The sequence below is a fragment of the Epilithonimonas zeae genome (genome assembly GCF_900141765.1).
In the GTDB taxonomy this organism is placed as follows: domain Bacteria; phylum Bacteroidota; class Bacteroidia; order Flavobacteriales; family Weeksellaceae; genus Epilithonimonas; species Epilithonimonas zeae.
Genome location: NZ_FSRK01000003.1, coordinates 40,366 through 53,033, shown reverse-complemented (window position 1 = coordinate 53,033; position 12,668 = coordinate 40,366). Strand labels below are relative to the sequence as shown.

At 34.5% G+C, this 12,668-nt stretch carries 10 protein-coding genes; 5 read left to right on the top strand and 5 right to left on the bottom strand.

Going from position 1 to position 12,668, the window contains the following annotated elements:
• Positions 1 to 74: 74 nt before the first annotated feature.
• Positions 75 to 968, bottom strand: a complete 894-nt coding sequence (locus BUR19_RS16435) for a retron St85 family effector protein (RefSeq protein WP_139297401.1) — start codon at positions 966 to 968, stop codon at positions 75 to 77.
• 130 nt (positions 969 to 1,098) lie between these two features.
• Complete coding sequence (locus BUR19_RS16430; protein WP_074236570.1) at positions 1,099 to 3,036, bottom strand: ABC-F family ATP-binding cassette domain-containing protein; 1,938 nt, start codon at positions 3,034 to 3,036, stop codon at positions 1,099 to 1,101.
• Between the two features lie 493 nt (positions 3,037 to 3,529).
• Here BUR19_RS16430 and BUR19_RS16425 point away from each other — a divergent pair, with 493 nt between their 5' ends.
• Complete coding sequence (locus BUR19_RS16425; RefSeq protein ID WP_074236569.1) at positions 3,530 to 4,504, top strand: deoxyhypusine synthase family protein; 975 nt, start codon at positions 3,530 to 3,532, stop codon at positions 4,502 to 4,504.
• Between the two features lie 72 nt (positions 4,505 to 4,576).
• On the opposite strand, the gene BUR19_RS19005 is transcribed toward BUR19_RS16425, so the two are convergent.
• The 3 genes from BUR19_RS19005 to BUR19_RS16415 all read right to left on the bottom strand — a co-directional run bounded on the left by BUR19_RS19005 (position 4,577) and on the right by BUR19_RS16415 (position 5,701).
• Complete coding sequence (locus BUR19_RS19005) at positions 4,577 to 4,723, bottom strand: hypothetical protein (RefSeq protein ID WP_175565927.1); 147 nt, start codon at positions 4,721 to 4,723, stop codon at positions 4,577 to 4,579.
• Positions 4,724 to 4,764: 41 nt separating this feature from the next.
• Entirely contained in the window at positions 4,765 to 5,070 is a 306-nt protein-coding gene (locus BUR19_RS16420; protein WP_074236568.1) for a DUF493 domain-containing protein, read from the bottom strand.
• 76 nt (positions 5,071 to 5,146) lie between these two features.
• Entirely contained in the window at positions 5,147 to 5,701 is a 555-nt protein-coding gene (locus tag BUR19_RS16415) for a ferritin (protein ID WP_074236567.1), read from the bottom strand.
• 279 nt (positions 5,702 to 5,980) lie between these two features.
• Between BUR19_RS16415 and BUR19_RS16410 the strand changes: the two genes are divergently transcribed.
• The 4 genes from BUR19_RS16410 (at position 5,981) to BUR19_RS16395 (ending at position 12,655) form a co-directional block, all read left to right on the top strand.
• Positions 5,981 to 8,800, top strand: a complete 2,820-nt coding sequence (locus BUR19_RS16410; RefSeq protein ID WP_074236566.1) for a SusC/RagA family TonB-linked outer membrane protein — start codon at positions 5,981 to 5,983, stop codon at positions 8,798 to 8,800.
• Positions 8,801 to 8,811: 11 nt separating this feature from the next.
• Positions 8,812 to 10,236, top strand: a complete 1,425-nt coding sequence (locus BUR19_RS16405) for a RagB/SusD family nutrient uptake outer membrane protein (RefSeq protein WP_074236565.1) — start codon at positions 8,812 to 8,814, stop codon at positions 10,234 to 10,236.
• A gap of 78 nt (positions 10,237 to 10,314) precedes the next feature.
• Positions 10,315 to 11,703 (top strand): glucoamylase family protein, encoded by a 1,389-nt coding sequence (locus BUR19_RS16400; protein ID WP_074236564.1) that lies wholly within the window; start codon positions 10,315 to 10,317, stop codon positions 11,701 to 11,703.
• Positions 11,704 to 11,950: 247 nt separating this feature from the next.
• A complete protein-coding gene (locus BUR19_RS16395; RefSeq protein WP_074236563.1) occupies positions 11,951 to 12,655 on the top strand; it encodes a carboxylesterase family protein in 705 nt (234 codons plus the stop codon).
• Positions 12,656 to 12,668: the final 13 nt, after the last annotated feature.

The following is a 12,668-nucleotide window of genomic DNA, read 5'->3' as shown; positions in this document are numbered from 1 at the left end:
ACAAATAAAATATAGTTTTACTTCTCGAATAGCGAACCACTATTCTCCAAAAAATGGTCTAAATAATATTACCTCTACATCTTTAGCCTTTTATTTCTATAAATCAAATTTAATAAATCTAATCTTAAATTATCAAGTATTTTACCACCAGCTGAATTTTTAACTCTTGGATATGGATTTTTGAATTTCAAAAACTCTTTTTTCCCTGATTGAGTAAGTTTATAACCAGTTAATGTTAACTCAGCATAGTTTTTTTTGATTAAAGTAGTAAGTCCTGAATAGGTAGCTTGATACGCATTCTCTTCATCCTCATTCATAGCGAATTTTAAGATTTTTGATATTGTTAACCTATTGACAGGTTCTAAAAGGTATAATATAGGTAATATGAAACTGTCAGCTTGTAATAGACTGATCTCTTTCTTATTTATGAAATTTGTTTTAATTAATTGTTTTATTACAGATTGGATTTGCTTCTTATTTTGATCTATATTTTTTAAATCTAGAAATAGAACATTACTTGGATTTACATTCTTAACAAGTTTAACAGGACCTTGATTTATAAAGCTTCTATTTTTTTTGTATTTAATATCTAAGATACAAATCATTTTTTTTCTCAAATTCTCATCATTAGCGAATGCTCCTAGTTCAGCAAAAGATCCTGGACTTTCAGGTATCATAATTATAACATCAACACTTTTAGCTAACAATCCTTCAAGTGAAAGAAGATCTTTTGATTCAGAACTATATAATAATTCATCAAATATATCTTCAGGATAATATATTCTATAATAATATTTAGACCACCAATCTTCAAATAATTGTGCTACTTTGTATCGTGTAGATTTACTATCATTTATATCTGCTCCACATAGAAAAATTGAAGTTTTGTAGTCGTTAGATACATCAAAGATATTATCTCTGATTTTGTCAGCTAAATGTTTATATTCGATATCTTTAAATTTGACCATACTAAGTTTATTATATAGAACTTCATCAAAATAATTTTTCAAATGAGTGAAATTACGAAAACAAATGCAAATATCTTAAACAAAAAATCCATTCGAAATGAATGGATTATATTATAGCTTGATTTCAATTTTAACCTTCCAGCTGACTCCCAAGATATTCCCATTCCTGCAAAGTCAGATCCAGTGCTTCTTTGGTTTTGTTATAAGTTTCCAAAACTTGTTCAGAAGGATTTTCCTTAGCAAAAGATGCTTCGAATTCTTCGATTTTCAGTTCCAGTTCAGAAATTTTTTCCTCAACTTTTTTCAGTTTGTTCTGAATGTTTTTTTGTTCTTTGCTAACAATCGTAGTTGGTTGATTGTTGTTGGCTACTGGTTTGGATTCTTGTTTCTTCGGCCTTGGTTCTTCAACCTCTTCCTGATGCAGTTTTGCCTTTTCAACAGAAATTTCTCTGATGCTTTCTTTTTGTCTGTATTCCAGGTATTCATCAATGTTTCCAAGGAATTCTTTCATTTTCCCATCACGGAATTCGAAGATTTTATCTGATAAACCTTGCAGGAACTCACGGTCGTGAGAAATTACAATTAATGTTCCTTCATATTTCTGAAGCGCCAATTTGATAATCTCCTTAGACTGAATATCCAAGTGGTTCGTAGGCTCATCCATAATCAAAGTGTTGAACGGACGAAGCAATAATTTACATAACGCCAGACGGTTTCTTTCACCTCCTGAAAGAACTTTGGTTTTCTTTGTAACATCTTCACCTTGAAACAAGAAAGATCCCAAAAGGTCACGAACTCTTGGTCTGGTTTCCTCTGTTGCAGAATCTTCTGCTTCCTGTAGAACAGTTTTTTCAGGCGTCAAAACTTCTTCCTGATTCTGAGCAAAGTATCCGATGCTCACATTATGTCCCAAATTCCATTCTCCGGAATAATCTGTGATATCGCCTGCAAGAATCTTCGCCAACGTCGTTTTTCCTTGTCCGTTTTGTCCCAAAAGAGAAATTCTGTCACCACGTTCGATAAAGAAATCTACGTTGTCAAAAATCTGTTTGTCACCATAAGCTTTCCCAAGATTTTTTGCTTCGAAAATCACTTTTCCTGGCGTTACAGAAGGCTGAAAACGAATGTTGAATTTAGAAACATCTTCATTCTCAACTTCGATACGTTCTACTTTTTCCAATTTTTTAATCAATGACTGCGCAAATGAAGCTTTGGAAGCACTCGCACGGAATTTATTGATTAATTCTTCGGTATGTTTTATCTCAGCATCCTGATTTTTCTTAGCCTGGATGAGTTTTTCTTTTCTGTCTTTTCTCAGCTCAAGATATTTGGAATAATTGGCCTTGTAATCATCGATTTTCTTATTATTCACATCGAAAGTTCGATTACAAGTAGAAGTCATAAACTGCTTGTCGTGACTTACCAATAACATTGAGCCTGGATAATCTTTCAAAAATTCTTCCAGCCAAATGATAGATTCCATATCCAAGTGGTTGGTAGGCTCATCCAGAAGCATCAAATCGTTTTGCTGAAGAAGCAGTTTTGCCAATTCGATTCTCATTCTCCAACCTCCGGAAAACTCATCGGTTATTTTGTGAAAATCACTCGCTTTGAAACCTAATCCAAATAATATTTTCTCTACATCACCTTCCAGATTATACGCGTCGTGATTCATTAAAAGATCATTCAGATCCGTCATTCTGTTGATAAGATCTGTGTACGCATCGCTTTCGTAATCGGTTCTGGTTGCCAATTGGTTGTTGACTTCTTCCAACTCGTCTTTCAAAGCATTGATTTGTTCAAAAGCCTGCATCGTCTCATCCCAAACCGTTCTTCCTTTTACAAAATCTAAATCTTGTTTTAGAAATCCAATGGTGATATTGCCTTCTGGAACCACGTTCCCTTCGTAGAAATTGATTTCTCCAGAAAGAATTTTAAGAAGCGTAGATTTTCCGGCTCCGTTTTTTCCGACCAATCCAATTTTATCGCCTTTTTTGATGGTGAAATTGGTGTCTCTGAAAAGATAATTTCCTGCGTGATGTAAGCCTAATCCCTGAACCGAAAGCATTGTATTCTATATTTTGTTTGAATTTGCAAAAGTAAGGTTTAATTGATGAAGTCGCAAGAGTGAATAATTAAGATAAAATACAGTTAATAAAGTCTTTAAAATAGCTGGCTTCGAGAACCTGAGCCTTATAGTCGCTCGTCAAGTTTAGTCGTCAATTATAAATGAGAAAACGTGAATTTATGTTGAATCTGCAGCCCGATTTGAGCGGAAATCCTTTTTACGCAAACGTAGTGGAGTGAAAAGATTGACTTAGTCGAACCACTCTGTTAGGTTTGGGAGCGCTTCGACTAAGCTTAGGAGAAACTAAAGGCGGATAAGCTGACCAAATAAATTTAGGCTTTCTAATCAAGAAATTTATATGGAAAAAATCTGACGATTTTGTTTTTTTATTTGTCTTCGAGAGCCTCAGACTGACAATTCTATTATTGAAATCATCAACTTCCAACTTCTGACATCCAAACAAATCCTTATCTTTGCAAAAATCTTAAACAAAATGAGCAAACCGATTACTGAGTTCATAGAAAAATATTATTTGCACTTCAATGCGGCTGCTTTGGTAGATGCTTCCAAAGCTTATGTTGCACACCTAAAAGATGGTGGGAAAATGATGATTACGCTTGCAGGAGCAATGTCAACGGCAGAATTAGGGAAAATATTGGCAGAGATGATTCGTCAAGGTAAAGTAGATTTCATTTCTTGTACTGGAGCGAATCTTGAAGAAGATTTGATGAATCTTGTGGCACACACGCACTACGAAAGAGTTCCAAATTACAGAGACCTTACGCCGAAAGAAGAGTGGGACTTGTTGGAAAGAGGACTTAACAGAGTAACTGACACTTGTATCCCTGAGGAAGAGGCTTTCAGAAGATTGCAAAAACATATATATGAAATCTGGAAAGATGCAGATGATAAAGGAGAGCGTTATTTCCCGCACGAATATATGTACAAAATGATTTTGTCAGGTGTTCTGGAGCAGTATTACGAGATCCCGAGAGAGAACTCTTGGATGATTGCTGCGGCGGAAAAAAACTTACCAATCGTAGTTCCAGGCTGGGAAGATTCTACAATGGGAAATATTTTTACTTCTTATTGTATCAAAGGAGATTTGAAGTTTTCTACAATGAAATCTGGTATCGAATATATGGCTTATTTGGCTGATTGGTATCCGAAAAATTCTGGTGGAAAAGGTGTTGGATTCTTCCAAGTTGGAGGTGGAATCGCTGGTGATTTCCCAATTTGTGTAGTGCCGATGTTATATCAGGATATGGAAATGCACGACATTCCGTTCTGGAGTTATTTCTGCCAGATTTCTGATTCTACAACGTCTTACGGTTCCTATTCCGGAGCGGTTCCAAATGAGAAAATCACTTGGGGTAAATTAGATATTACAACTCCGAAATTCATTGTTGAAAGTGATGCGACGATTTGTGCGCCATTGATGTTCAGTTATATTTTGGAGAATTCTTAATTGAATTAATCATATAAATAAAAAGCGCTCAAATTATTTTGAGCGCTTTTTTTATTTTAAATTGATGATTTGTTAGTCTAGTGAATTGATTAAAACCAAATAACGATAGCCGAAAATAGCTTTTTGAAGTTTATTCAATTTTGTGAAATCTCTTTTGCTGTATTTGGGTAGAATAGCAACATTTATTTTATTCAGAAATTTAAAAAATGACTTTTTCATAACCTTAAATTTTATTTTAAAATACAAGATTCAAACCAAAATTATAACATCATTACACCTTCGATGGTTGCTACTTTTTTATAAATGCTAATGACTTGGTCAGCATCTAATACAAAGCAATCGATAGAAACAGAAGTGTATTTTCCAGTAGAGCTTTCTTTGTTGGATAAAGTGTATTTCAAATTATCGAATACTCTTAATATTTCTGTTATTTTTTCAGAATCACTTGTCACAATGAATTTGAAGAGATATTCTTCCGGAAAATTATGTTGTTCTTCTAATTTTTCTTTCAGTGATTTGTAAAATTCTTCTGGATTTGCGTGATTGCTATCTATAATATCTGCCATTTAATTTTAAGTCTTGGGATTAATAAAAAATCTCCGTAAAAAACGGAGACCAAAGTTAGTGATATTTAATTTGATGTTAAGAAGGATTTTCAGCCGTTGCTTCCTGAGGTAATGAAACTTCATCTGCTGCTGCTTCCAAAGCTTTGTCCAAAGTAAATAGAGATTCGTCCGTCGCACTGTCTCCACCTGCAATTTTCAATTTATCAATCAGTTCAAGAGCCAATTTTTCTTCTTCGATCTGTTCTTTCACAAACCATTGCATAAAATTCCAAGTCGCCCAATCTTTCTCTTCGAATGATAAATTGACAATATCATAAATAGCTGTTGTATTATCAACTTCATGCTGGAAAACTTTGTTAAAACAATCCGTTAAACTTTGAGGATTTTCAGGTGGAGCAGGGATAGCTTCTACTTTAGCTTCGCCACCTCTGTCGAGAATGTAACGCATAAATTTGATCATATGGTTTCTCTCTTCTTGCGAATGTCTGTATAAGAAATTAGCAATTCCACCATAGCCTTTTACATCTGCCCAGCAACCGTAAGAGAGAAAAATTTGTGATGCATGTGCTTCTTTTGTCATTTGTTTTATCAATGCATTTTGCATCTGATAGGATAATCTGTTGGTGTTCATAATTTATATGTTTAGTTGATTTATTCTTGATTGGATATAAGTTATTAAAGCATGTTTAACTTAATAACTCAAAATGAGTAATTAATTCATTAATTATGTTAAATAGACAAATATTGAGCCATAAAATGGGGACACTATTTTTCAATTGATTCATTGATTCTTTATGAAATAACTATTTAATTATTTGATTTACAATTAATTAAAATTTTGTGTTAAAATTAACATTGTGTTAATAAAAAGATTTATATTCGGTGTAAGAAAATAATACTTAAGAATATTATGAGAAAAAATTATGTAAAATTACCATTGTTGATTGCTGCTTTATACTTTGGCGGTGATTTGCATGCACAATCCACACAAGATACTGTTGCGAAAGAAAACAAGATTGAGGAAGTGGTTGTGATTGGATATGGTACACAGAAAAAAGAGAATGTTACTGGGAGTATCGGAATTGTAACAGCAAAAGATTTGGCAGATAAACCGAATGCTAACCCATTAAACTCTGTACAAGGAAAACTTGCTGGGGTAAGTGTTATTACATCTGGTACGCCAGGTGGTTCTCCTAGGGTAGATATTCGTGGAGTCGGTTCATTAACTGGTAATACGGTTTTTATCGTTGATGGAATGTTGACAGAAGATATTTCTTTCCTAAATCCTCAGGATATTGAATCAATGAGTGTTTTAAAAGATCCTTCCAGTTTAGCAATTTTTGGTGCTAAAGCAGCAAATGGAGCGGTGATTATTAAAACTAAAAGTGGAAAAGGTAAGCCAGTTTTTAATGTTAATTCTTATTTAGGAATCAAAACTGTTACCAACGTCCCAAAAATGGTAAATGCAGATCAATATGTTGAATTGTACAATGAGAAATTGTTGAATGACAATGGGTCTTCTGCAGGGTCAATTAGTAGAGCAGATTTTCCAGCAGATACAGATTGGTTTAAAGAAATTTTCCGTACCAGTATCATTAATTCTAATGATTTTTCTGCTTCGGGAAGTTTAGGGAAGTTGAATTATTATGGTAGTGTAGGATATCTTCAGGATGAAGGTAATTTAGCTGCTGGGCAAGGTATTAACTCAGGAAGTGGTTTTAACAGGTTCAATACAAAATTGAATTTGAGTTATAAAATCACTGATAATATTACAATTGGAGATAATTTTTCTTTTTCGAAAACACGGACTGACGTTGCAAATAATCCTTTGTTAGATGCACGTAACTCTCCACCGTTATTTGGTCCAATTAATTCTGCAACAGGGACTTATCAGTTTTTTAATGGTTATTCTATTGCCAATCCAAGAGCAACTTTGGATCTTTATAGATCACAGGTAAGACAAGAAAGAATGCTTAATAACGTTTTTGTTGATATTAAGTTTTTAAAGGATTTTACTTTTAGAAGTAGTTATACCACAGATAATTATACTCCTGTGCAATATGAATATACTCCAGCAATAACTTATATACCAAACCCAACTATTTCTAATTTGATAACCAGAACTAATAGATATAGAAATTATGTTTGGGATAATACAATTAATTGGAAAAAGACCTTTGGTAATCATAATTTAGAATTGTTAGCTGGTTTTTCAAGAATCAGAGATTCTAGATCAGAAGATGTTTGGATTGCTAAGAATGTAAGTTATGACGGTACTAATGGATCTCTAAATATCGGAAATGGTACAGATATTTTTAATTATCAAGATACTGCGGCTGCAGTTACCAATGGTAGACCTGCCGCTACACAGGATCAACAAAGAATTGAATCTTTCTTTGGGAGAATCAATTATGATTATGCTGGGAAATATCTTTTAAATGCATCTGTACGTAGAGATGCTAGTTCACAAATCTCAACAGACAGATATAAAACTTTCCCTGCTATAAGTGTTGGTTGGGTAGTTTCTAAAGAAGGTTTTATGAGTGAGCAGAACATTTTTAATTTGTTAAAATTAAGAGCTAGCTGGGGAGAGTTAGGTAACCCGAGAGTTAAGAGAGATTTTTCTGCGATTGTAACTAACATTGGTGGAGGTGCATATTATGGTAATACTGGATATGCCGCAGCAACAGTTGATAGAGTTATTGATCCATCTATTGGCTGGGAAACAACAACGGGTTCAGACTTTGGTGTTGAGATGGCATTTTTAAATAATAAACTAAAAGTTGAAGGAACATATTATAATAAAGAATCAAAAGATATAGTTTACGGAGTTAATCAGGCTACTATTTCTGGAGCTAGTAATCCGTATGATTTTATCACTAATGCTTATTCTTTTAGAAATAAAGGATTTGAAGTATCTGCAAATTATAATACAGATCTTAGTGAAAGTGTAAAACTAGGTTTCTATGGTAACTTCACGTCTCTTAAAAATGAGATTACAAGTGTCTACCAAGGGTCATTCTTAGAAACTGGTGCTAGTTTATTCGGAAATTCAATTGTAAGATTACAAGCTGGACAAGCAGTTGGTTCTTACTATGGATACCAAGTTGATGGTGTGTTCCAAACAGATGCTGAGGCTGCTGGTTCTGGACAAACTGGTGCTAAAGCAGGCTGGTTTAAGTTTGCTGACTTAGATGGTAATGGAGTTATTGATACAAGAGATAAAACATTTTTGGGAAGCCCAATCCCAAAAGGAACTTATGGTTTCGGATTTAACTTAACAGTTCATTCTATCGATTTTGGGATCGATTTCCAAGGTGTATTTGGTAATAAAATCTACAATTATAATCGCGAGCAAAGATATGGTAACGAGAGTTGGGATTTAGATATGTATAACAACAGATGGCGTGGAGCAGGAACATCTAATACTAACTCTATGATTACTTCTAACCAGTCTATTATTTTGCCAAACAGTTTCTATGTTGAGGACGGTAGCTATTTTAGGATCAGAAATATTCAAGTTGGATATAATTTGCCATCAGTAATTGCACAATCTCTATCTGTTAAAAAACTGAGAATTTATCTAAGTGCACAAAATCCTTGGACTAGTTTCAAATATAATGGATTCTCTCCAGAGATCATGAATCAGGACAGAGTACAAATGGGTATTGATCAAAATATCTATCCAATTTCAGCAATTTATACAATGGGTATGAACTTAACATTTTAATTAGAAAAATCATGAAAAAAATATTTTTAACACTCTCCATATTTTCGGTAATTGCAAGTTGTAGTGATGATTTTGTGGATATCAAACCAGAAGGGGTAGTAATAGCTGACGATTTCTATAAAACGGAAGCCGATGCTATGAAAGCGACGAACGCTATATATAGCTTCTTAAGAAGTTGGGAGAATAGTGGGTTCCCAGCACAATATGTATTTGGAGTGACGGGTGATGATGTAGAAAAAGGATCTAATCCTGGAGATGCATCTTTTATCAATGCATATGATAATTTTTCTTTTACAATTAGTGATGATGGAGTCAATGGCTATTGGACAGGTCAATGGCAGGCAGTCCAAAGAGCTAATCAAGTAATTACTAATGTTCCAAATATTGACATGGATACAGCTCTTAAAACTAGATTGGTTGCAGAAGCTAAAATGTTGAGAGCCTACTTCTATTTTAATTTAGTAAGAATATATGGTGGCGTTCCTATTTTTGATGGATTACAAACGGATTATATAAACCAGCCCAGAAATACTGCAGCAGAGGTATATGCATTTATTGTTAAGGATTTAACTGAAGCATCTGAAATTTTACCGCAAACATATCCTGCTGGTCAAGAAGGGAGAGTTACAAAAGGTGGTGCTTTGGGATTGCTTTCAAAAGTATATCTTTACATGAAGGAATACCAAAAAGCGTATGATGCATCTAACTTAGTAATTGGAATGGGGTATAAATTAGATCCTGATTTTAATCATTTATTTAGACCGGCTGGAGAATTTGGAACTGAGTCAGTTTTTGAAGTGAACTGCGGTTGTTCTCCTGAATTTGGAGGTAGTCAGTATGCGGAAGTTCAAGGTGTAAGAAACCAATATGGTTGGGGATTCTTTACGCCTACTCAGGCATTGGAAGATGCATTTGAGCCCGGTGATGTAAGAAAACAATTTACTATTCTTAGAGAAGGTGAGACTACACCAGAAGGGGATCTTATAAAAAAAGGAGATCCGCAAGCGGGCAATACTTGGAATTATAAAACTTATGTTCCTTCATCACTTAACAATAATGCTTGTGGATATGGATCGATCCAAAACATAAGAATTTTGAGATTTGCTGATATTTTATTAATTAATGCAGAGGCTGCTAATGAATTAGGTAATACTGGTGTAGCAATAGCAAATGTTAATAAGATTAGACTTAGAGCAAATCTTGGAGAAACACCAGCATCAACTCAATCTACACTTAGAGCAGCTATTTGGCAAGAAAGAAGAGTTGAGCTAGCGATGGAGATGGATAGATTCCCTGATCTGGTTAGAACTGGCCAAGCAGAGCAATTTTTAGGTCCTAAAGGGTTTCAAAAAGGTAAAAACGAGTTGTTTCCAATTCCTTTAAGAGCTATTACTGACAGTAAAGGTGTATTAACACAAAATCCTGGTTATAATTAATTTTTTATAGCCTAAATAATAAAGAGAGGGGAGTTTTAATTCTCCTCTTTTTTTAATTTTAATATGAAATAAGACCTTATGAAAAACCTACTATCAATATCAATCATATCCTTATCAGTTCTACTTTCCTGCAAAAACGCTCAGGTCTCAAAAACAGTTACTGAAACAAAAACAGTTTCAAAAAACCTGACTGACAACCAACTAATGGACAAAGTCCAAAGCGATGCTCTCAAATATTTTTGGGATTTCGCAGAACCAAAGTCTTTGTTGGGAAGAGAGCGTTATCACGAAGATAATATCTATCCGGATAACGACAAGCACGTTATTACAACAGGTGGTTCAGGTTTTGGGCTGATGACAATCTTAGTTGGCGTTGATAGAAAATTCATTCCACGTCAGGAGGCTGTAAAAAGACTAACTCATATTGCAGATTTCTTAGAAAAAGCAGATCGTTTTCACGGGGCTTGGTCGCATTGGATCAATGGTGAAACGGGTAAAGTCGTTCCTTTTGGAAAAAAAGATAATGGCGGAGATTTGGTAGAGACTGCTTTTCTTACACAAGGAATCATTTGTGTCCGTGAATATTTCAAGAACGGAAATGCAGAAGAAAAAGCTCTGGCAGCGAAAATGGACAAACTCTGGAAAGGGATAGAATGGAACTGGTATACAAAAGGTGGCGAAAAAGTGCTCTACTGGCATTGGTCTCCATCTTACGGCTGGGAAATGAACTTCCCACTGGAAGGTTATAATGAATGTCTGATAACTTACATTTTAGCCGCATCCTCACCCAATTATTCCATCGACTCCGAAACATACAACAAAGGCTGGTCAAGAAACGGAACTTACACAACAGACCGAACAAAATATGGACTTCCACTGTACGTTAAACATAATTACGCAGAAGAATTTGGGGGTCCATTATTCTGGTCACAATATTCCTATTTAGGTCTAGATCCAAGAGGACTTTCCGACAAATACGTAAAAAGTTATTGGGACTTAAACCGAAATCATGTTCTTATAGATTACAAATATTGTGTAGAAAATCCATTAAAGTATAAAGGGTATTCTGAGAAATATTGGGGACTTACCGCCGGTTATACAAGAAATAAAGATGGCTCTGTTGGTTATGCCGCACATCAACCAATGAAAGAAGATTTGGGTGTAATTACTCCGACGGCAGCGTTGAGCTCAATGCCTTACACACCAAAAGAATCAATGGCGGTTTTGAGGTTCTTATATGATGAAAAGCCGAATTTTATTGGGCAAGCTGGACCATACGATGCAACCTCGCTCAATTTCGGAGATTGGACAACACCTCGCTATCTCGCTATCGATCAGGGAACTATTGCGCCAATGATTGAGAATTACCGCACAGGATTGTTGTGGAATCTTTTTATGAATGCACCGGAAATCAGAAGCGGACTCAAGAAAATTGGATTTAAGTCCACAGAACACCAAATCCAATAGTCAAAAAGTAGTATCTTTAAAAACTAAAATTTATTGTCTCAATTTGAAATAATAAAAAAATTAGGAGCTATTCCCGCTTTCCACTATATCTTTTTTTGTTTAGAAGGTTCAGTCATAAAAATAAAATTTCTACAAAACAAAAAAAGGATGCCGTTGCAATCGGGGCTAGGGCATTGGACATAAAATAAAAATTCAACAATTTGTAGAGGATCCAAAGTCTCAAATAAATTTTTTGAAAATTTAAAATATGAAATTAAAAAACATCATTCTTTTTTTACTCGGATTTTCTTCTCTTGCAACAGCACAGGAAATCAAAGCTGAGTTTAATAAAGAAGTCAAAATTCAGAAAAAGTTATCCTACATTCTGGATATTCCAAAAGATGTAAAAAACAAAATCCCTTTGATTGTTTTTCTTCACGGTTCTGGTGAAAGAGGTAATGATTTGGAAATTGTAAAAGCACACAGTCCTTTTACTTACAGGAATTTAATCAAAGAACCTGTTGCGATTTTAGCGCCTCAATGTCCAGCAAATACTTGGTGGGATACAGATGCAGTTTATTTCCTGATTAAAGAGATTTCAGAAAAATATAAAATCGACAAAGACAGAATCTACCTCACCGGATTATCAATGGGTGGTTGGGGAACTTTGAAATTGGCAGGAGAACATCCCGAAATGTTTGCCGCAGTCGCATCAGTCTGTGCGCCGACAGATCGTGTAATGTGGGCAAACATCCACAACTACAAAGATATGAATCTGAAAATTTTCCACGGCGGAATGGACGATGTTGTTCTTCCGGAAAATGCTTTCAACTTCTATCAAAAATTACATCCAATCAATCCAAAAGCAGAATTGACTATCTTCCCAAATGACAATCATAATTCTTGGGATTCTACTTACTCTGACCCGAAATTATGGGAATGGATGTTATCTTTGAAGAAAATTAAAAATTAAAAAAATAATAAAT

Coding starts and splice junctions, on each gene's coding strand:
- BUR19_RS16435 (WP_139297401.1), bottom strand. CDS start 968: ATGGTCAAATTTAAAGATATCGAATATAAACATTTAGCTGACAAAATC.
- BUR19_RS16430 (WP_074236570.1), bottom strand. CDS start 3,036: ATGCTTTCGGTTCAGGGATTAGGCTTACATCACGCAGGAAATTATCTT.
- BUR19_RS16425 (WP_074236569.1), top strand. CDS start 3,530: ATGAGCAAACCGATTACTGAGTTCATAGAAAAATATTATTTGCACTTC.
- BUR19_RS19005 (WP_175565927.1), bottom strand. CDS start 4,723: ATGAAAAAGTCATTTTTTAAATTTCTGAATAAAATAAATGTTGCTATT.
- BUR19_RS16420 (WP_074236568.1), bottom strand. CDS start 5,070: ATGGCAGATATTATAGATAGCAATCACGCAAATCCAGAAGAATTTTAC.
- BUR19_RS16415 (WP_074236567.1), bottom strand. CDS start 5,701: ATGAACACCAACAGATTATCCTATCAGATGCAAAATGCATTGATAAAA.
- BUR19_RS16410 (WP_074236566.1), top strand. CDS start 5,981: ATGAGAAAAAATTATGTAAAATTACCATTGTTGATTGCTGCTTTATAC.
- BUR19_RS16405 (WP_074236565.1), top strand. CDS start 8,812: ATGAAAAAAATATTTTTAACACTCTCCATATTTTCGGTAATTGCAAGT.
- BUR19_RS16400 (WP_074236564.1), top strand. CDS start 10,315: ATGAAAAACCTACTATCAATATCAATCATATCCTTATCAGTTCTACTT.
- BUR19_RS16395 (WP_074236563.1), top strand. CDS start 11,951: ATGAAATTAAAAAACATCATTCTTTTTTTACTCGGATTTTCTTCTCTT.